Source organism: Enterobacter cloacae complex sp. FDA-CDC-AR_0132 (genome assembly GCF_003010695.1).
Classification (GTDB): Bacteria; Pseudomonadota; Gammaproteobacteria; order Enterobacterales; family Enterobacteriaceae; genus Enterobacter; species Enterobacter ludwigii.
This window is the reverse complement of the sequence record NZ_CP027618.1, coordinates 3,533,029-3,552,571: the sequence shown is the minus strand read 5'-3', so window position 1 is coordinate 3,552,571 and position 19,543 is coordinate 3,533,029. Positions and strand designations below refer to the sequence as shown.

Here is a 19,543-nt window from a genome sequence, read left to right as displayed (position 1 = left end):
AACCGCCATTGTCGTACATCCCAAAATTTTTTGCCTGCTAATCAGTCTGATTAACCCGTTATTTTCAACTTTTCAGGTGACAGCCTGCTTTCATTTATATGACTACTGAATGAAAAACGTGCTTTTACCCTAAAATAGCAGGGGAAATTTTTGGATGAGTTATTGATATGTCATTGAAATTAGATTTTATCGGCATGCAAGTTTTGCAAATGCCATCTACGCTTTAAATTAAGAAGAGTTTTTTCTGAACACCCTGCGGTTCTTAGCGTCTGACCTGGCACACAGGTTGCTGCTCTGGCAGTGAGGTGCGAGAGATTCTCTTCCGGGAGCCTCCACTACTCATACGAACGGCTCTTATCCTGTGCTAAAAAACGAAAGGACGGCATGCCATGAATATATTCGATCACTATCGCCAGCGTTATGAAGCTGCCAAGGACGAAGAGTTCACACTGCAGGAGTTTCTTACCATTTGTCGGCAAGATCGCAGTGCCTATGCCAATGCGGCAGAACGGCTATTAATGGCTATTGGTGAGCCAAACATGGTTGATACTGCCCTGGAACCTCGGCTTTCCCGTCTCTTTTCGAATCGGGTGGTCGCCCGCTACCCGGCGTTTGAAGAGTTCTATGGTATGGAAGATGCCATCGAACAGATTGTCTCCTACCTGAAGCATGCCGCCCAGGGTCTGGAAGAGAAGAAACAGATCCTTTATTTACTCGGCCCTGTGGGTGGGGGTAAATCATCACTGGCTGAACGTCTGAAATCACTGATGCAGCGCGTCCCTATCTATGTGCTGAGCGCTAACGGTGAACGCAGCCCGGTGAATGACCATCCGCTGTGCCTGTTTAATCCGCAGGAAGATGCGCAAATTTTGGATAAAGAGTTTGGTATTCCGCGGCGCTATCTTGGCACCATCATGTCGCCTTGGGCGGCAAAACGCCTGCACGAGTTTGGTGGGGATATCACCAAATTCCGCGTCGTCAAGGTGTGGCCATCCATTCTGGAACAGATTGCTATCGCCAAAACTGAACCGGGGGATGAGAACAACCAGGATATCTCCGCTCTGGTGGGTAAAGTCGATATTCGTAAGCTGGAAAACTACGCGCAAAACGACCCGGATGCCTACGGTTACTCGGGTGCGCTGTGCCGCGCCAACCAGGGGATTATGGAGTTCGTCGAGATGTTTAAAGCACCAATTAAAGTGCTGCATCCGCTGCTGACAGCCACCCAGGAAGGGAACTACAACGGTACGGAAGGTATTTCCGCTCTGCCGTTTAACGGCATTATCCTCGCGCACTCGAACGAATCTGAGTGGGTCTCCTTCCGTAATAACAAAAACAATGAGGCGTTCCTTGACCGTGTCTACATCGTCAAAGTGCCTTATTGCCTGCGGATCTCCGAAGAGATCAAAATTTACGAGAAACTGCTTAACCACAGTGAGCTGGTACACGCACCTTGCGCACCAGGCACCCTGGAAACGCTGTCACGCTTCTCCATTCTCTCGCGCCTGAAAGAGCCGGAAAACTCCAGCATCTACTCGAAAATGCGCGTGTATGACGGGGAAAGCCTGAAAGATACCGACCCGAAAGCGAAGTCTTATCAGGAGTACCGCGACTACGCCGGTGTGGACGAGGGGATGAACGGTCTGTCCACGCGTTTCGCCTTTAAGATCCTCTCCCGCGTGTTTAACTTCGATCATGCGGAAGTGGCGGCCAACCCGGTTCATCTGTTCTACGTGCTGGAGCAGCAAATTGAACGCGAGCAGTTCCCGCAGGAACAGGCTGAACGCTACCTTGAGTTCCTGAAAGGCTACCTGATCCCGAAATATGCGGAGTTCATCGGCAAAGAGATCCAGACCGCCTACCTGGAGTCTTATTCAGAGTACGGGCAGAACATTTTTGACCGTTATGTCACCTATGCTGACTTCTGGATCCAGGATCAGGAGTACCGCGACCCGGATACCGGCCAGCTGTTCGACCGGGAATCCCTGAACGCAGAGCTGGAAAAAATCGAGAAGCCGGCCGGGATCAGTAACCCGAAAGACTTCCGTAACGAGATTGTGAATTTCGTCCTGCGCGCCAGAGCGCATAACAACGGACGTAATCCGAACTGGACCAGCTACGAGAAACTGCGCACGGTAATCGAGAAGAAAATGTTCTCCAATACTGAAGAGCTGTTGCCGGTGATTTCGTTTAACACTAAAACGTCAACCGATGAGCAGAAAAAGCACGACGATTTTGTCGACCGTATGATGGAGAAAGGCTACACCCGCAAACAGGTTCGCCTGCTCTGCGAATGGTATCTGCGCGTACGTAAATCGTCTTAATACAAGTACAAGTGCCCGGTAGCGCATACGCCTGCCGGGCTACAAAAATGTCCGGCACGTCCGGACACTGCAAGTTGGCAAATGCAGTACGGGGGATATATGACCTGGTTTATTGACCGTCGTCTTAACGGCAAAAACAAGAGCACGGTAAATCGCCAGCGCTTCTTGCGCCGTTATAAAGCGCAAATTAAACAGTCGATCTCCGAGGCCATCAATAAACGCTCGGTGACCGACGTCGACAGCGGCGAATCTGTCTCCATCCCCACCGATGACATCAGCGAACCGATGTTTCATCAGGGACGTGGCGGCCTGCGCCATCGCGTACACCCAGGTAATGACCACTTCGTGCAGAACGACAGAATCGAGCGCCCGCAAGGCGGCGGGGGCGGTTCAGGAAGCGGTCAGGGACAGGCCAGCCAGGACGGTGAAGGACAGGATGAGTTTGTCTTCCAGATTTCAAAAGATGAGTATCTCGACCTGCTGTTTGAGGATCTGGCGCTGCCGAATCTGAAAAAGAACCAGCATCGTCAGCTTAACGAGTACAAAACCCATCGCGCGGGATATACCGCAAACGGCGTGCCCGCCAACATCAGCGTGGTCCGCTCGCTGCAGAACTCTCTGGCGCGACGCACGGCCATGACGGCAGGTAAACGGCGCGAACTCCGCGAGCTGGAGAGCAGCCTGAAGGTGGTGGAAAATACGGAACCGGCGCAACTGCTGGAAGAGGAACGCCTGCGCAAAGAGATAGCCGAACTTCGGGCTAAAATAGACCGGGTACCGTTTATCGACACCTTCGACCTGCGCTACAAAAATTACGAAAAACGCCCCGAACCGTCGAGCCAGGCGGTCATGTTCTGTCTGATGGATGTCTCCGGTTCGATGGACCAGGCCACCAAGGATATGGCGAAGCGTTTTTATATCCTGCTCTATCTGTTCCTGAGCAGAACCTATAAGAACGTGGAAGTGGTCTATATTCGCCACCACACTCAGGCGAAAGAGGTGGATGAACATGAGTTCTTCTACTCGCAGGAGACCGGTGGCACCATCGTGTCGAGCGCTCTGAAACTGATGGATGAAGTGGTGAAAGAGCGTTACGACCCGGCGCAGTGGAACATCTATGCCGCGCAGGCATCAGATGGCGATAACTGGGCAGATGACTCCCCGCTGTGTCACGACATTCTGGCGAAGAAAATTCTGCCGGTGGTGCGTTACTACAGCTATATCGAAATTACCCGCCGTGCTCATCAGACGCTGTGGCGTGAGTATGAACATCTGCAATCGATGTTTGATAACTTTGCCATGCAGCATATCCGCGATCAGGATGATATCTATCCGGTGTTCAGGGAACTGTTCCATAAACAAAGTTCAACAACAAGTTAATCATCATTAATCAGCCAGTTATTTATACTAACTGGCTGATCTTTTGGCTTTCAGGGTAATTTGCCTGTAAAGGGCAAGCGGATTATTTAATACCTCAACAATCCCATGTTTGACTAAAATTCTTTCTTCCGATATTGGCACAGCCCTACCAGGGTTATATGTTTGTTGGATAAGCTATACGATAAACTAAGGATAAGCATATCCGGAGAAGGAAGAACAACAGGCGCATAAAAATTGCCCAAAGCAGGAACGTATTGCTGACCTACCAAAACCGAACATTGAATCCACCTTACCTCCAGTGTTAGAGTCAGCAACTCACGGCCATTTACACATAATTTTAAGCGTTAAGCCCCGTAGGGCTTTTTCACAGATGCGTTATGCAGCCCATTGAAAATATTTCTCCACCGACGGCAGAACAACTTACCCAACTCCAGGGCGCACCAGACTTTACTGACGCACAGGTGGCCTACCTCGCAGTACTGACTGGAAGCAATCACTACAGGTAATATACGGGTGGAGAGCCTCCTCGTGGATGGGAATGCATATACTATTTTTATGGATGTCGCGCTGACTTTTAGTCAAAATGAAAAGAAATTGGTACTACGCTAACTAACACCAGATAAGTATTCAAGGAGTCTTTAATGTTTCGATGGATAAAAAAAGCAAACAGATCTAAAAACTATTTTTTGAAAAGGATCAAACTTAAGTTAAAACTTAACTTATTGAGTATGATTTCCGCTCAGGGGCGTACTTCTCGAACGAGACATGGGTCGGGCACAAACCATCTGATTATCCCCTTCATTGGTAAAGGGATTGGTGATGCTATTGTCATTGGTGGTGTGATTGAGACTCTGGTAAGAAACAATTTTCAGGTCTCTGTTATTGCAGATAAAAGGACGCACTTTCTCTTCAAAGAATGGCGCAATTTAGAAGCTCTTTACTTTTATGAACCTAACAACAAAAAGATGCTAATCAAGGTGTTAAGGGAACTTCCACCTTTTGTATTTGTTGACTCGCATGAAATAACTCATTCAAATGTCGAAACATTTAATTTAATCAGACTAATAAAACCACACAAAACAATCGGTTTTACCAGGAAGTATCGTATCTATGACGAAGTAATTAACATTAGCTGCCCTTTGTCACATATAAGCACAAGATACATTGATTTCCTGAAGCATCTGGGGATATCGGCACAGAACTATGATTACACTGTGATCATACCTGACGACGATGTACAAAAAGCAAAGGATTTTCTTAAGAAAACCACTGATAAAAAAACGGTTGCGTTCATTCCTTACGGCAGTGTGAGTGAACGTTTCTTCTCAACAGCGCAGATTGAGGCCATTACCAGTCACATGGCTAAATATAAAGATACTTTTCACTTAATCATTCTTGGCGAACAACATAAAATAAAGCCTATTCCCGATGCAGATCATGTCACTAAGAGCTCATTGCCCTCATTCTTTTCGGCTGCACAAATCATAAAAGAGAGTGCACTCGTGATTTCTCCAGATACATCATTCGTGCATGTATCCAGAGCATTTAAGAAAAAACTAATTTGCCTCTATCCATTTAAAATGCTTGTCGCTCAGGCAGATAATGCTGATGTCTGGGGACCAAACTATGAATCAGCTATCCAGGTTAGACTGAAAGAGCGCCGCGTGATGGATACCGATGTTCGGCCTATACTGAATATTATTGACGAGCAATTGAAGAGTATCGCCGATAATAGTTCGAGATAAAGAAATCACATCTGTAATTTTTCTCGCTTCTCAGGACTTTCACTTTATGAAACCTGAGAAGCTTCATGCCTGTTAAGCGTTTTTAAATCTTTCTCCGATCTCACCTGCACATTGCAGCTGGATATAATATCTTCTGATGCCGACACATAATCAGCGGGTAAAGCAATCGCCCAACAGCAACGTCTATACCAACGGCGAAATATTCTGTGCTAAGGTTAAACGCTGCGTATTGGTATTTAACAGGTAAATCGCTATGTCTGATGACGTTAAGGGAACAACAACCCACCAGCAACTCATTACGTTGTTAACCCAGCAGGGCGCGCGATTTCGCGTCATGGAGCATGACGCCGTGGGGAAATGTGAAGCGGTGAGTGAGATCCGCGGAACCGATCTGGGGCAAGGGGCAAAAGCACTGGTCTGTAAGGTGAAGGGAAACGGCGTAAAAAAACACGTTCTGGCGATCCTCGCCGCCGATCTGCAGGCCGATTTAAGCCAGCTTGCCAGCCATTTTGGGGGGATAAAAGCGTCTCTCGCAAGCCCTGCCGAAGTCGATACCCTGACCGCCTGCGTTTTTGGCGCCATTCCGCCTTTTAGCTTCCATCCCGATCTGGCACTGGTGGCCGACCCGCTCCTGTTTGAGCGTTTTGATGAAATCGCGTTTAACGCCGGTCTGCTGGAAAAATCCGTGATTATGGATACGCAGGATTATTTGCGTATCGCCCGTCCTGAGCTGGTGACGTTCCATAAAGCGTAATCGTGTAGGCTGGCATCCCGTCAGCCTTTTTTTTCCAGAAAAATAACTGACGCGACCAGGATAATGGCAACAGCGAAAAACGATGAAGAGATGATCAGCGTTTCGACAAACATGTGATCGTACATTTTTGCGCCCCTTTTTCGATGCCTGCCCCTGTTTTATCCCCCGTAAATGACAGGGTTATGACAGCAGTAAAATCTTTTTAAAAACTGTCTTCAGCCGTGTTTCCGCGTAAAGTAAGCAGGCTTACTCTTTTGGCAAGGATTCCTTATGTTTGACCCGACTCTGCTCATTCTTCTGGCCCTCGCTGCGCTGGGCTTTGTCAGCCATAACACCACCGTCGCTATCTCAATTCTGGTGCTGATCATTGTGCGCGTGACCCCGTTAAACACCTTTTTCCCGTGGATAGAAAAACAAGGTCTCACCATCGGGATCATCATTCTGACCATTGGGGTGATGGCACCTATCGCCAGCGGTACGCTGCCTGCCTCGACGCTGCTGCACTCGTTTGTGAACTGGAAATCGCTGATAGCGATAGCGGTAGGCGTTTTTGTCTCGTGGCTGGGCGGGCGTGGCGTTACGCTGATGAGCAGCCAGCCCTCGCTGGTGGCCGGTCTGCTGGTGGGAACCGTGCTCGGTGTAGCGCTCTTTCGTGGCGTTCCGGTGGGCCCGCTGATTGCGGCCGGGCTGGTCTCACTGTTTATCGGGAAGTCATAGTCAGGCTGGCAATATAGCGCGCTGGCGTCTGCCCCAACCCTTTCTTAAACATCGTGATAAACGCGGTGGTGGAGTCGTACCCCAGCGACTGTGCCACCTGCTGTACCGACTTTCCCCCAATCAACAGCTGTAACGCCACAATAAGCTGCAGCTGATGCCGCCAGCGGCGAAAGCTCAGGCCCGTTTCTTTCACCACCAGGCGCGCCAGATTGCGCTCACTCATGGCAAAGTGGCTTGCCCATTGCGCCAGCGTCTGCCAGGCGGCAGGCTCTTCCGCCATCTTCTCGCTCATCAGCCGGATTTTTGGATGAGGCGAAACGGGCAGTTGCAAATGTTCCTGACGCTGCAGCGGTAGCTCGTCAAAAAGAACATCCACCAGACGCGATGTGGCAGCAAGCGAAAGCGCTTCACGTGATTTTTCCGCCAGCGATAAGATCAGTTCCCGCACCAGAGGGGAGATCTTCAGGGTGCAGCAGCGATCGGGCAAACTTACCGCTCCGGGTTCAATAAACAAAAAGCAAAGCTGGGCACCCGGCGTGGCCTTATTGCTGTGCGGCATCTGGCCAGGGATCCACACGGCATACTGGGGCGGTACCATCAGCATGGCGTTTTCCACTTCGCAGGTGATGGCTCCCCCCAGCGCCAGAATCAGCTGTCCCTTACGGTGTTGGTGTCGCGGAATGTATTGTTCCTGCGCCACCACGCGGATGCGAAACGCGACAGCCGCATCATGCTGGCTATCGGGATCGTAGCCGTCCAGTCCGAGACCAATCATCAGGTTGTCCGATATTAGCGATAAACTGTCATTTTAGCCTGATTTCAACCGTGGAGAAAATCGGTATTGTGTGCGCTCGCTTGAACGTATGAGAACACAATGACTACTGCAATTCGGGTTTCAGGAAAACAGGGCGCGCTGCTCATCGCAGGTATCCTGATGATTGCCACTACGCTTCGCGTCACCTTTACCGGAGCAGCACCGCTGCTCGATACCATTCGTCTCGATTATGGCTTGAGTACGGCGCAAACCGGTCTGCTGACCACCCTGCCTCTGCTGGCTTTCGCCCTTATCTCTCCGCTCGCCGCAGGTGTTGCCCGGCGTATCGGCATGGAGCGCAGCCTGTTTATCGCCCTGCTGCTGATTTGCGTCGGCATTGCTGTGCGCTCCCTGCCTTCCGCCCCCCTGCTTTTCATCGGTACGGCGGTGATTGGCTGCGGTATCGCACTGGGCAATGTGCTTTTGCCTGGGTTAATTAAACGTGACTTCCCGGGACAGGTTGCCAGACTCACCGGTGCGTATTCCCTGACGATGGGGATCTCCGCGGCGTTAGGTTCCGCACTGATTGTTCCGTTGGCGCAAGGGGAAGCTGGCTGGCATGGCGCCCTGCTAATGCTGATGGCCTTTCCGCTGGCGGCGTTACTGCTCTGGCTGCCACAGTGGCGTCAGAAACACGTTGCGACGGTGACCGGTGCAGGCGCGTTACATAACCGCGCCATCTGGCGCTCTGCCCTCGCCTGGCAGGTCACCCTTTTTCTGGGGATTAACTCGCTGATTTACTATGTCATCATCGGCTGGCTACCGGCGATCCTGCTCAGCCACGGGTATAGCGAAGCCCAGGCGGGTTCTGTGCACGGACTCTTACAGCTGGCCACCGCCGTTCCGGGTCTCGCTGTGCCGCTGATCCTCCATCGTCTGAAGGATCAGCGAGCAATCGCCGGCGTCGTGGCGCTGTTGTGCGCGATAAGCGCAGCAGGATTGTGGTTTGCGCCGGGAATGGCGGTCATGTGGACGCTGGTGTTTGGTTTTGGTACCGGGGCAACGATGATCCTTGGCCTGACCTTCATCGGGCTGCGCGCCAGCTCTGCGCATCAGGCCGCGGCCTTGTCCGGCATGGCACAGTCGGTTGGCTATCTGCTGGCCGCCTGTGGCCCGCCGTTGATGGGCAAAATTCACGATGCTGCCGGTGACTGGCGGTATCCGCTTCTGGCCTGTGCACTGGCCGCCGTGATCATGGCCGTTTGCGGTATGCTTGCCGGGCGTGACCGGGAGGTCACGCCCCGTTAGTAGAATGGCAGACCACCAGGTCTGCCTTTTTTATCCGCGCGCCGCGCGCAGCATTGCCTGTACCAGCACCACCGGTCGACCTTCCAGCGCGGCACGTTCATGCTGGAATAAAGTGATCACGAAGAACGGATGGGTCAGTAGCTCCGCGGCGCGAATTTCACCCTGCTCGTCCCAGCCGGTGACGCGCATTTCGCCGCTCTCCAGCTCCCGTGCAAATTCCGGCGACACACCGTAATTGCAATGATATCCCTCCACGATTTCCGGTTTGCCATAGGCTTTGGCGATGAGCGTATTGTTGCGCAGCTCAATTGCATCGGTTTTTTCCACCAGCGAGCAGGTTAATGGCGCAATCACCATTGTGCCTTCGGTATCCGTTTCGGCGTGCGCCGCATCGTGCCAGCCCAGCACATTACGGGCGTACTCAATCAGCGCATGCTGAAACCCGCCGCAGGTGCCGAGGAAGGGAATGCTGTTTTCGCGTGCGTAGCGTGCAGCGATAAAGGCCGCCGCCGTGTTTTTGTACGGGCTTGCAGGAACCAGCCAGATAGCGTCATAACCCACCAGATCTTCCGGGCTGGTCAGTTCCGTGGTCGCGAGCCAGTCATAATCAGCGGTGAGGTCAAGAACGGCAGCGGCGTCGTCAATTGCCAGCGGGATCGCCTGGTGCGCAATAACATCGGGATTGTAATCGCCAACCAGCGCAATGCGCAGTGTGGTTTTAGCCGGGAGGTGTTCCATGAAAGGTTCCTTATGCCTGAGTATTAGCAGATAACATAAGGAACCTCAGACTACCGATCTTCTGCAATTATCACAATACCTTAAATTGGGTGGGTAAAGACAAAGTGCTAGAGTAATACGCAGAACGTTTTGCCGCAGGTGAGGAGAAAAGATGATCCAGTGTAAACGCGTATACGAACAGGCAAGCCCGGACGATGGTTATCGGGTGCTGGTAGACAGACTCTGGCCGCGTGGCGTGAAGAAAACCGATCTCGCGTATGATGAATGGTGTAAAACGCTCACCCCGTCCAACGATTTACGCAAGGCGTTTCATAGCGAAACCCTTGATTTCAACGCCTTCAGCAAGGCGTACCGGGAAGAGCTGGCGCAGCACAAGGACGAGGGGTTGCGTCTTGCGGCGCTGGCCAGCAAGCAGACCTTAACCCTTCTCTATGGCGCGAAAGATAAGGAACACAATCACGCCCTGGTGTTAGCCGACTGGCTGCGTAATGTCTAGTCAGTCGATCATCAGTTCATCAAGGATTTGCGGCGCCGTATCCGGGGTAAGCGGCATCAGATGTTCGGCGCGAATAAACGCAAAGCCATGCTGATTGTCAAACGCGAAGACATCACCGGTCACCAGCCAAAGCGCGCGATCCGAGGTGGTGGGTAACTGCGTCATGGCGCCATTGACCGGGTTAACGAAACGCTGGCCGGGATGACACAGGCCAAACAGTTCAACAGATTTACCAATATTACGACGGCCGGACGCCGTGCGGGCACCGATGATCATCGCCATGCTGCCCGGTTTAAGCTGAAACATACTTCTCTCACGATAACGGTAGCCATCGAAAGGCTAAGAATAATCCTAAAGAGAAGTGTACCGCAGCCACTGTCCCGCTGTCACCTGGCAGGTTGCGGATGATCGCGACGATAAAGCGCCCATTCATCGATCACTTCGCCGCCGGGCAACTTGCACTCCGTACGCACCCCTTGCGGGCTCTGAACCGGGACCTGTTCCCCGCCTTTATTCAGGCAGTAGACGGAGGCGGGATTAGCCATCCCGATAACATGGGGCGGTTTCGGGGCATCAGGCGGGGTTGTTTTGGAGGTACAGGCGGCCAGCGGTAACGCCAGTGCCAGAAGCAGTAATCTCATCTCATTGATCCTTTTCACTTCATCAGACTTTAAGGGTAACGGGTCACCGCCGCTTTCTCCACGATTTCTCCATCTTAACTGCACTTTTCCACACTACAGTGGCACGTGTTCTCAATGACCAGAGAACATCATTCCGTAATCAAGATGTCTTTGCCCCGGTCTCAACATCGGGGCTTTTTTTCTCCCCCGCTCCCCTGTGATGAATATTAAAATTTATATATTCATGTTTTACTATGCCCGAAGTCGAAAAATTCAGCATAACATGCAGATGCAGACGTCTTCTGCATGGGAGTGAGCCTACGTCATGTCGGATATTATCCTTGCCCGTGTTTCAGAAACGCTCGCCACTGAGCAGTCCCTTGAAAGTCTCGTTCGCCAGCTGCTGGAGATGCTGGAGATTGTGACTGAAATGGAGTCCACCTACCTGACGAAGGTCGATATCAATGCGCGGCTGCAGCATATCCTCTACGCCCGCAACAGCAAGCAGATGCAGATCCCTGAGGGGCTGAGCGTTCCATGGGGCGACACCTTGTGTAAGCGCGCCATCGAGAGTGGTACGTTGTTCAGTAACGAGGTGGCAGAGCGCTGGCCGGATTGCGATGCCGCGAAAGCCCTTGGCATTACAACCTACATGAGTATCCCTATTCATCTTGCGGATGGTTCACTCTATGGCACGCTCTGCGCCACCAGCACGGAAAAGAAACATCCCAGCGATCGCGGTGAACAAGTTTTGAAATTATTCGCCGGGTTGATTGCCCAGTATATTCAGAAAGAGTCGCTGGTGATCCAGCTTCGGGAAGCCAATGCGGCACTCATTGCGCACTCTTATACCGATGCCCTTACCGGATTACCAAACCGCCGCGCCATCTTCGAAGAGCTGACGACCCTGTTTTCACTGGCAAAGCACCTTAAACGCAACGCCATCATCGCGTTTATCGACCTTGATGATTTCAAGCTGATTAACGACCGTTACGGGCATGAATCAGGCGATCGGTTCCTGATTGAAGTGGGTAAACGTCTGACTGAAGAAAAACAGGCGGACGAAATAATTGGCAGGCTGGGCGGTGATGAGTTTCTGGTGGCCTCGCTTAGCCAAACCAACAGTACGGGTGAGAGCACACAGATTAACCTGCTTAAAACGCGCCTCGACGCCCGTATTGCAGGAGAATACTGGCTGGGAAGCGTGAACATTATTTATCCTGGTGCCAGCTTCGGTGTGATTGAAGTTGACCCCACCGTGACCGATCCGGACAGTGCGTTACGCGCGGCTGATGTCGCGATGTATCAGCATAAGAAAGGAAAAAGCAAAACGTGCTTTCTCGCGATGGATTAACCCCGTACACTCTACGGCGTTATAAAAACCGAAACAGGTGATGGTATGAGAATAGGGATCCTCTTCCCGGTCGTTATTTTTATAACGGCGGTAGTGTTTTTGGCCTGGTTTTTTGTCGGTGGTTACGCTGCTCCGGGGGCATAAATGAGAAAAACAACCCTCATTATGCTGATCGTGGCAATCGTGGCTGTTGCAGGCTCGCAGCTAGGCTGGTGGTAAACCCACCACGTAAAAAGGCCGCCATATGGCAGCCTTTTTCAACGTTTATCAGGCTTAGCTTTTGATTTTTCTGTAGATAAACAGAACAACCAACGCACCGATCACCGCGACAGCGAAACTGCCGAAGTTAAAGCCATCGACCTTACCAAAGCCGAACAGCGTACTGATCCAACCGCCCACCACTGCACCGATAATCCCCAGTATTACGGTGACGATAAACCCACCGCCATCTTTGCCCGGCATAATCCACTTCGCCAGAATACCTGCAATAAGCCCAAAGATAATCCAGGATAAAATTCCCATAAGTTTCCTCTCCGTATGGTTTTTGTCATTAAATCAACGACACAAGAAAGGATAGCACAGGATTTCAGAAAGGAAATTTGTGATAAGCATCACAGTGAGAGAGTGCGCGTTTATTCATCAACAGCACCACAAGAAATGTGGGGTTGCATCTTTTGTTGAGAAAGATTATCTTTCTCAACACTGAATAGTTGAGCGAAACACTCAGGTATTCAGTACGACATTGCTCACATTGCTTCCAGTATTTCTTGCCCACTCTAAAGTGGGCTTTTTTTTGCCTACACTGCAACAAAAGCGTGCCGGTTTCGCCCTGCACGTTTTGCCTGATAGAGCGCCTGGTCGGCGGCTATAATGATGTTCTGCTGGCTGCCCGCGATATCCACGGCACGCGCAGTGGAGATCCCGACGCTAACCGTGACCCGCCCGAAGGGACTGAAAGCATGTTCAATATGCAGCGAAAAGACATTGCGAATGATCGTCTGACCGAGGCGGAGCGCTTCCTGGATATCCGTGTCAGGCAGGATCAGTGCAAACTCTTCCCCGCCATAGCGCGCCACAACCTGGTTGTCCCGGTTGAGGCTCTCCCTGAGGCTATTTCCCAGCAGGGTTAAACAGCGGTCCCCTTCGGGATGACCATAGTTATCGTTGTATTTTTTGAAGTAGTCCACATCGACAATCAACACCGAAATCGGGGCGTCGCTGGCCGCACAGGCCGCAATTTCTGACAGAATTTTTTCATCAAAAATGCGTCGGTTGAAAAGCCCGGTTAGCGCATCTTCAGACGCAATAATCTTCAGCGCTCTGTTATCCCGTGTTTTTCTGGATAAATCGGAATAGAGGAAACAGGACGCCGCAATGAGTATCGCGGTAAAAACCAAAATGAGTACAGAAAGCTGGAGAGCCTGCTTGCGCCAGGGGGCGAGCGCTTCTTGCGTACTGACCGCCACGGTGGTGACGAGCCCGTAGCGCTTGTTCTTCTCGAAAGCATAAATGCGTTCGATTTTATCAAACCGTGAGACAGAGCTGGCAATACCCGCGTTTTGTACCTTGAGGTATGTCCTGAAGAGAGGCGAATCCGAAACAATCGCGCCAATGTAATTATTTTTAAACGGATGACGTACCAGCAACACGCCTGACTGGGTTGTTAAGCCGATCACGCCTGAGTGACCAATATTGATCTGCCCGTATAACGCCAGAAAATTTTCGATACCCAGCGTAACCACAACGACACCGTTAAACGCGCCGGTAGGGGTTTCCAGCCGACGACTAATGGTTATGACCCATTTACCATTCGTTCTGCTGACCACCGGCTGGCCAATAAAAATCTGCTGGCTCTTATTTTCTTTGTGGTAGATAAAAAACGACCTGTCCACCCCTTTCCGGGGTCCGGAAAAACTTTCATGCAGTGCCGTAAAAATATTCCCTTGCGCATCGTAAACAACCACATTATTTATCTGGATAAGAAGATTATCCTGATTGCTTATCATCCGCTGGATATTTTTGGCCTGTTGTGGGGTCATGCCATAAATTTTGATTATGTCGGAAACCGAAGTAATCAACATTTCACTTTGGCGCATGATCCCTTCGCTGTACACGTCTAAGGTATGGCTCAGGTTGGCAACGCTGGTATTTATTTGCTGGATTGACTGCTGCCTGGACGTGGTAATTTGGACGGCAAGCGACAGCGAAATGATCAATGAGACAATGATGACGGTAATAGTTGTTGTGTAAAAAGTATTTTTCACATGCACGAGCTCTTCCACCTTATCACGCCTGACATCCCTGGCTGACAACTAGAGTCACTGTAACAAAGCTCAGGATAAGAGGAAAATGAATTGCACTTAAGCATACAACAGAAATCTGATGATATTTCGCTTTTCGCAAACGGGCATCAGATATTATTACTGGGCCCCTTTCACAGAAAAAAATCTCTTACAGACTGACCTTCTCCAGCGGCTTAGATAAGATGACTTTAATAAATTCTTTATACGAGACCGGTTTACCAAAATAGTATCCCTGCAACAGGGTAATCTGATTACGGTTGAGATAGTCCAGTTGCTCCTTCGTTTCTACCCCTTCAGCCACGATATGCAGTGAGAGTTTTTTCGCCAGGTCAATCACACAGTCCAGCAGGATCGTAGAGTCTTTCGCCTCTGATACCCGGTTCACGAAACTTTTATCGATTTTAATATAATCAATCGCCAGCGCGTGCAGACAGGAGAGTCCGGAATACCCGGTCCCAAAGTCATCAAGTGCAATGACGAAACCGGCGTTATGTAACGCATTGAGATTTTCCACCAGATGAGGATTATCGATCAGCGGTTCACGCTCGGTCACTTCGAGAACCAGTTTGACCTCTTTACCATAAAAGCCTTTTCCAAAGACCCGGCAGTCAGCGATAAAAGAAGGCGCATTGATGTGTCTGGCGCTGATGTTCACCCCGATGTGAAATCCGTCCGGCAACTTAGGCAAAAGCGGCTTAAGCTCGGTCACCACTTTCGCCATTAACCCTTTGGTCAGCGGAATTATCAGACCGCTGCGCTCGGCAATCGGAATAAAAACATCCGGTGGGATAAAGCCTGATTTTGGGTGCTTCCACCTTGCCAGTACTTCCACGCCATACAAACCGCCGGTATCGCCATTCACGATCGGCTGATAGTACGGAACGATCTCGCCGTGGATGATGGCTTTACGCAGATCGTCTTCAAACGAGCTGCTTTTCCCCCTGTAGCGACGGATAAGAATGCCAACAGCCGCAGATAACGCAAGGATAAGCAGTATCAGGCTCAATCCCTGGTACAGTAAACGCGTCAGGCTGAAAAAGGCGGGAGGCTGCCAGGCCATGCTAAACGGAAAATGTGCCGATGCTGTTATGGAGCCCGCCCACTTCACGGGGGGCCAACTGATCACATCGCCCGCGCCGGCTATTGCTTTATCGCCAACAACCAGCCTCAGTCCCGTGTTGTTTGCTGCACTCGCAATAACATCCCGCAAATGCGCGTCGCTAACGCTTACGATAACGCGCCCTTTCGCGACGGACATCTGAAAAAGTAACACCGGAATGCCGTTCACCAGGCGATTACCGGGGAGCAGCATCAATCCTTTGTTGGGCAGCGTCTGCGGGCGAACAATCAATACGCCGTTTCCGGGAAGGGAGGTACAGACGATCCTGCCCTGCTGCTCAATCATAATGGCGCGAAGATGCGGTTTCAGCGCAGCTTCCGAACCCAGTTCACGCTGTCCGGTGTCGGTACACCCTGCAGCGGCAACCCGTTTTGCGGTATCTGCAGCACTGACAGCCTCAGCAAGAATGGCCTCAATTTTACGCGTGCTTGCGGCGGCGGTTTCGGCATAATTTGACCGGGCCATATGCCACAACTGCCAGTTAATGATCAGCATGCCACTCAGAAACACAAATAAGGCACACAGAATGGGGAGCATAACGTTACGCACGATTTTTTCCTTAAGAGAAAAACGCTCATTTATGACCTGTATAAGGCGATCGCCTGGCAAACTCTGCGCTGCTTAAAACAATGTGAAAAGTTTAGTTAAGATTTATCTTAAAAAACTGGTACTTCCGCATGAGTTACTCTGACTGAATAAGATAAACCTCCGTTATTATCAGGCTTGTGCCTTGCCCTGGCTGTGTTAAGATTTGTGAAATCAGGGAGCGGACGGGACCACTGGAAAATGAAAAAGATCATTGCCGTTGCTATCATTTCAACGTTACTGGTCGCCCTCTCTCTCTACGCGGTTAATGCGGTTATCGTGGCCCAGCAAAAGAGCAAACAGCTCGAGGTTTCCCATTCCCTTTTGCAATATTCAGAAGGCCTCTCTCAAAGTGTGGCGCAGGCGCTCAAAAGCATTACTACACAGGGTTGTGATAAAACCAGTCTCGATAGTTACAGGCAGATAAAGTTAGATAGCCTCTATTTCGGGGATATCGGTTTTATTGAAAAGGGGAAAATAGCCTGTACTGCTTTTTGGGGTAAACTCGCCACTCCCGTTGCCCTTCCTGCAGAGCTGCATAAAACGCCACGGGGTTTTCTTCTGGCACAGTTTTCCAGAAAAGATTTTTTTACAGGCAATGCGGCAATTTATAATAACGTGATTATATTCACCTCCCGCTATGCTTACGATAAGTTCACGCCGATTACGGCGAACTATTCACTGAGTACGACGACCAAAGATTTCGGCAGAACATTTTTCTCAGCCTCCCCGGTGATAAAAGAACAGAGCTGGCTGCATTCGAATCTGTTTACCTTAACCCTGACGCAGTGCAGCACCGTATGGGATTTGTGTGTGATCGTGAAGCATCACAACGCAGGGCTGGCTTCGTTGTCTCTGGTGGTGTTTACCCTTCTCACGGCAATTCTGGCTTTCATCTGGATAGCGATCACGCTGTTTTTCTTCCGCATCTATGAAGATCGGTTCTCACTGGAGCGCACGCTGGTTAACGCGGTAAAAGCCAATACCATCAGCGTTAACTACCAGCCCATTATTCGAATCCAGGATAAAAAAATGGTGGGCGTCGAAGTTCTGTCGAGATGGCGCGATAACAATCATGGAGAGGTCTCGCCTGAGCTCTTTATTCCCTTAATTAAGAAAATTGGCCTGTATCAAAAGTATTATATCAATATCATCGAAAAATCCCTGGCAGAAATCGCCTCGCTGGCGATTAAACATCAACTGGTGATTTCATTAAATATTGGCCGAACCGAGATTGAAGACGGGCAATTCATTAAGATTCTGTGTCATGAGTGTTTAGTGAACAGCATTCCACTCTCCTTGATAAAAGTCGAACTCTCTGAAAAGGCGGTTTCCACTGCGGATGTTCTCGAAGGGTTCTGTCAGGCGTTAAAATCACTGGGTGTGAGAATATCAATTGACGATTTTGGAGTACAAAACTCTAACCTCGCCCGCATATCGCTTCTGGAATACGATGAGATCAAAATAGACAAATCGCTGGTAGATGGTATTAATGAGCATTACAAACAGAATATATTCGTCATCTTTAGTGACGCCCTCGCCAGACTGAATAAAACGCTCGTCTTTGAAGGTGTGGAAAGCGAAACGCAATATCGCTTTATCGCAGACCGGTATCCTGATGCCCTGATTCAGGGATGGTATTTCTCTAAATCACTGACCATTGATGAACTGACGCAGCAACTTAACAACGATAAGCAAAAACCAGCGCGTTAACGTGTCAACATTGACGACGTGACGGCTCTGCATAGCGTCCAGTTATAATTCACGACGTTGAGTTTTAGTTCTCCGCAAACCTCACCGTAACGCTGCATGCGGCGCTCACGGAAAAACGCCCTCAGCGATTCAGGCAGACAGTCTGCCTGGTAGCGCAACAGCGTAGTGTGCCAGAACGGCGCTGGTAAAGGGGTATTGCCATGGCGTAAGCGCAACGCCTCTTGCCAGTCCGTGGTTAACAGACGTTCACAAAACGCCTGCCGCTGCTTCACGGCAAGTGTATCGGGTATGCCTGCAAGCAAGAGCTGGTTGGGCAATGCCACCAGCCTGAGTTCCCGAACCGTGATACCCAGACCGGCAAAAGGGATCCATGCGTCGATAAGCTGATGCGTCTTCGCCGGTAACGGTGCATTCTCGTCGTAGAAAGGGAGCGTTATGGGTACGAAGGTGAAATGGAAGCCGGATGGCGGCTGGAGGTCTACTAACGAGTCGTGGCGGGTCAACGCCCGCAGTTCCCGAAACAACATGTCGACAGACGCGGCCATTTCCGGCTGGAAACCTGTCGCCAGTGCGAGCTTTTGCGTAGCATAAAACGGCTCCCTTACCGCTCCGATACCGTCCCGCTTTTCCCAGAGCGCCAGCGTCTTCGCGTTAGTGTCGTGGTAATGTTTTTCCAGATCAGACGTTTCCATTTCTTTCCTAAAAACATATAGTCGTCACATTCAGACCGTAGATTACCCTGAAGCACACTCTCATTTGGTTAAAACGTGAAAAATTCTCTGTTGTTTCCGCTGGTACTCTTTTTCCTGATCGTTATTTTCGCCCTGCTCATCGGTAAACCCTCAACGCACATCCCGGATAAAAAATGCATGTGGTCCGATAGCGTGATGCTGAGCTGTTTAGCAAAGCATCAGCACAACGGTTTTTGAGGCGGACTATTCATTTCCCCACTGATTGAGGAAGTTCGCAATATCATCAATGCGCGCGCTACGGATGCCGGCTTCACTGGCCATCTCTTGCTGGGCTTCCTCGCTGATCTCTTCATTGTTCGATAAACGGGTGAGCAGCAACTGGAAATAACAGGCAAGAGGATCGCGCTCTGCCTCACTTACCGGCTCCGCGGCTTCCGACGCGTATTCATCGACGATGTCATAATACTTAAGTGGAATTTCATTGTGCATAAACAGTCTCTTCTCTGACCTTTAAGGGTAATGCCTGAGTATATCGGACGGCACTCTTAGACCAAAGCCTTGTTAATCAACGCAACCACAGTGCAATCAATGCAGCCAGCGCCGGTAAAGCCTGAACATAGAGTATTTTTCGGCTGGCGGTCATGGCACCGTAAATGCCCGCAATCAGCACGCAGGTCAAAAAGAAGAAGACCACAGGAACACCGCTTTCACCAAGCCACAGTCCCCAGAGCAGTCCCGCCGCCAGAAAACCGTTATACAGCCCCTGATTTGCGGCCAGCACGCGGGTATCGCGTGCAAAATCAGGGCTGAGATTAAATGCCTTGTGGCCTGTTTTTGTGTTCCACAGGAACATTTCCAGCACAAGTATGTAGAGATGAATTAATGCAACAATAGCGACAAGGATCGTAGCTAACATCTTGCAGTCTCCCGCAGGCAGAGG

22 protein-coding genes are annotated in these 19,543 nt (G+C 50.5%); 11 read left to right on the top strand and 11 right to left on the bottom strand.

Annotated features, from left to right (window positions below; translation table 11 throughout):
* Nucleotides 1–389: 389 nt before the first annotated feature.
* The 4 genes from yeaG (at nucleotide 390) to AM379_RS17140 (ending at nucleotide 6,203) form a co-directional block, all read left to right on the top strand.
* On the top strand, nucleotides 390–2,324 hold the full coding sequence (yeaG, locus tag AM379_RS17155) for a protein kinase YeaG (protein WP_014169637.1): 1,935 nt from the start codon (nucleotides 390–392) through the stop codon (nucleotides 2,322–2,324).
* A 99-nt stretch (nucleotides 2,325–2,423) separates the two neighbouring features.
* Entirely contained in the window at nucleotides 2,424–3,704 is a 1,281-nt protein-coding gene (locus AM379_RS17150) for a YeaH/YhbH family protein (protein WP_049022945.1), read from the top strand.
* A 641-nt stretch (nucleotides 3,705–4,345) separates the two neighbouring features.
* Nucleotides 4,346–5,449 carry a glycosyltransferase family 9 protein gene (locus AM379_RS17145; RefSeq protein ID WP_106503945.1) on the top strand — a complete coding sequence of 368 codons (1,104 nt, stop codon included), beginning with the start codon at nucleotides 4,346–4,348 and terminating at the stop codon, nucleotides 5,447–5,449.
* 253 nt (nucleotides 5,450–5,702) lie between these two features.
* Entirely contained in the window at nucleotides 5,703–6,203 is a 501-nt protein-coding gene (locus AM379_RS17140) for a YbaK/prolyl-tRNA synthetase associated domain-containing protein (protein ID WP_014169635.1), read from the top strand.
* A gap of 20 nt (nucleotides 6,204–6,223) precedes the next feature.
* Here the strand turns inward: AM379_RS17140 and yoaI are convergent, their stop codons facing one another.
* Nucleotides 6,224–6,328, bottom strand: a complete 105-nt coding sequence (gene yoaI, locus AM379_RS24385) for a small membrane protein YoaI (protein ID WP_014169634.1) — start codon at nucleotides 6,326–6,328, stop codon at nucleotides 6,224–6,226.
* A 145-nt stretch (nucleotides 6,329–6,473) separates the two neighbouring features.
* Between yoaI and AM379_RS17135 the strand changes: the two genes are divergently transcribed.
* Entirely contained in the window at nucleotides 6,474–6,920 is a 447-nt protein-coding gene (locus tag AM379_RS17135) for a DUF441 domain-containing protein (RefSeq protein ID WP_014169633.1), read from the top strand.
* Here AM379_RS17135 and AM379_RS17130 read toward each other — a convergent pair.
* Nucleotides 6,904–7,695, bottom strand: a complete 792-nt coding sequence (locus AM379_RS17130) for an AraC family transcriptional regulator (RefSeq protein ID WP_014169632.1) — start codon at nucleotides 7,693–7,695, stop codon at nucleotides 6,904–6,906. The two genes, AM379_RS17135 and AM379_RS17130, sit on opposite strands and share 17 nt — an antisense overlap.
* 99 nt (nucleotides 7,696–7,794) lie before the next feature.
* Between AM379_RS17130 and AM379_RS17125 the strand changes: the two genes are divergently transcribed.
* Nucleotides 7,795–8,982, top strand: a complete 1,188-nt coding sequence (locus tag AM379_RS17125; RefSeq protein WP_014169631.1) for a CynX/NimT family MFS transporter — start codon at nucleotides 7,795–7,797, stop codon at nucleotides 8,980–8,982.
* Nucleotides 8,983–9,012: 30 nt separating this feature from the next.
* On the opposite strand, the gene AM379_RS17120 is transcribed toward AM379_RS17125, so the two are convergent.
* Nucleotides 9,013–9,720, bottom strand: a complete 708-nt coding sequence (locus tag AM379_RS17120) for a CTP synthase C-terminal region-related (seleno)protein (protein ID WP_014169630.1) — start codon at nucleotides 9,718–9,720, stop codon at nucleotides 9,013–9,015.
* Nucleotides 9,721–9,871: 151 nt separating this feature from the next.
* On the opposite strand from AM379_RS17120, the gene AM379_RS17115 reads away from it, so the two are divergent.
* Nucleotides 9,872–10,216 (top strand): DUF488 domain-containing protein, encoded by a 345-nt coding sequence (locus AM379_RS17115; protein WP_014169629.1) that lies wholly within the window; start codon nucleotides 9,872–9,874, stop codon nucleotides 10,214–10,216.
* On the opposite strand, the gene AM379_RS17110 is transcribed toward AM379_RS17115, so the two are convergent.
* Both AM379_RS17110 and AM379_RS17105 read right to left on the bottom strand, forming a co-directional pair.
* Entirely contained in the window at nucleotides 10,217–10,522 is a 306-nt protein-coding gene (locus AM379_RS17110) for a hypothetical protein (protein WP_106503944.1), read from the bottom strand.
* 80 nt (nucleotides 10,523–10,602) lie between these two features.
* Nucleotides 10,603–10,857 (bottom strand): putative hemolysin, encoded by a 255-nt coding sequence (locus tag AM379_RS17105; RefSeq protein WP_044868072.1) that lies wholly within the window; start codon nucleotides 10,855–10,857, stop codon nucleotides 10,603–10,605.
* Between the two features lie 304 nt (nucleotides 10,858–11,161).
* Between AM379_RS17105 and AM379_RS17100 the strand changes: the two genes are divergently transcribed.
* The 3 genes from AM379_RS17100 to yoaJ are packed head-to-tail and all read left to right on the top strand — an operon-like array spanning nucleotide 11,162 to nucleotide 12,409.
* Nucleotides 11,162–12,190 (top strand): sensor domain-containing diguanylate cyclase, encoded by a 1,029-nt coding sequence (locus AM379_RS17100; protein ID WP_025204427.1) that lies wholly within the window; start codon nucleotides 11,162–11,164, stop codon nucleotides 12,188–12,190.
* Nucleotides 12,191–12,235: 45 nt separating this feature from the next.
* The gene (locus AM379_RS17095; RefSeq protein ID WP_014883431.1) at nucleotides 12,236–12,334 is read left to right on the top strand and encodes a YoaK family small membrane protein; all 99 of its coding nucleotides are present in this window, start codon (nucleotides 12,236–12,238) and stop codon (nucleotides 12,332–12,334) included.
* Entirely contained in the window at nucleotides 12,335–12,409 is a 75-nt protein-coding gene (yoaJ, locus tag AM379_RS24640) for a protein YoaJ (RefSeq protein WP_071605476.1), read from the top strand.
* 54 nt (nucleotides 12,410–12,463) lie between these two features.
* Here yoaJ and AM379_RS17090 read toward each other — a convergent pair whose 3' ends face one another.
* From AM379_RS17090 to AM379_RS17080, 3 genes are all read right to left on the bottom strand, one after another.
* A complete protein-coding gene (locus AM379_RS17090) occupies nucleotides 12,464–12,712 on the bottom strand; it encodes a GlsB/YeaQ/YmgE family stress response membrane protein (protein WP_006174788.1) in 249 nt (82 codons plus the stop codon).
* Between the two features lie 275 nt (nucleotides 12,713–12,987).
* Nucleotides 12,988–14,460: a sensor domain-containing diguanylate cyclase gene (locus AM379_RS17085; RefSeq protein WP_032679672.1), complete on the bottom strand. Its 1,473-nt coding sequence runs from the start codon at nucleotides 14,458–14,460 to the stop codon at nucleotides 12,988–12,990.
* A gap of 181 nt (nucleotides 14,461–14,641) precedes the next feature.
* Nucleotides 14,642–16,162 carry an EAL domain-containing protein gene (locus AM379_RS17080; protein WP_080964480.1) on the bottom strand — a complete coding sequence of 507 codons (1,521 nt, stop codon included), beginning with the start codon at nucleotides 16,160–16,162 and terminating at the stop codon, nucleotides 14,642–14,644.
* 237 nt (nucleotides 16,163–16,399) lie between these two features.
* Between AM379_RS17080 and AM379_RS17075 the strand changes: the two genes are divergently transcribed.
* Nucleotides 16,400–17,911: an EAL domain-containing protein gene (locus tag AM379_RS17075; RefSeq protein WP_106503943.1), complete on the top strand. Its 1,512-nt coding sequence runs from the start codon at nucleotides 16,400–16,402 to the stop codon at nucleotides 17,909–17,911.
* Here AM379_RS17075 and AM379_RS17070 read toward each other — a convergent pair.
* The 3 genes from AM379_RS17070 to AM379_RS17060 form a co-directional block, all read right to left on the bottom strand.
* The gene (locus tag AM379_RS17070; protein WP_047357289.1) at nucleotides 17,908–18,603 is read right to left on the bottom strand and encodes a hypothetical protein; all 696 of its coding nucleotides are present in this window, start codon (nucleotides 18,601–18,603) and stop codon (nucleotides 17,908–17,910) included. The two genes, AM379_RS17075 and AM379_RS17070, sit on opposite strands and share 4 nt — an antisense overlap.
* A 243-nt stretch (nucleotides 18,604–18,846) precedes the next feature.
* Nucleotides 18,847–19,092, bottom strand: a complete 246-nt coding sequence (locus AM379_RS17065; RefSeq protein WP_014169620.1) for a YmjA family protein — start codon at nucleotides 19,090–19,092, stop codon at nucleotides 18,847–18,849.
* Nucleotides 19,093–19,168: 76 nt separating this feature from the next.
* On the bottom strand, nucleotides 19,169–19,519 hold the full coding sequence (locus AM379_RS17060; RefSeq protein WP_020884453.1) for a DUF1304 domain-containing protein: 351 nt from the start codon (nucleotides 19,517–19,519) through the stop codon (nucleotides 19,169–19,171).
* Nucleotides 19,520–19,543: the final 24 nt, after the last annotated feature.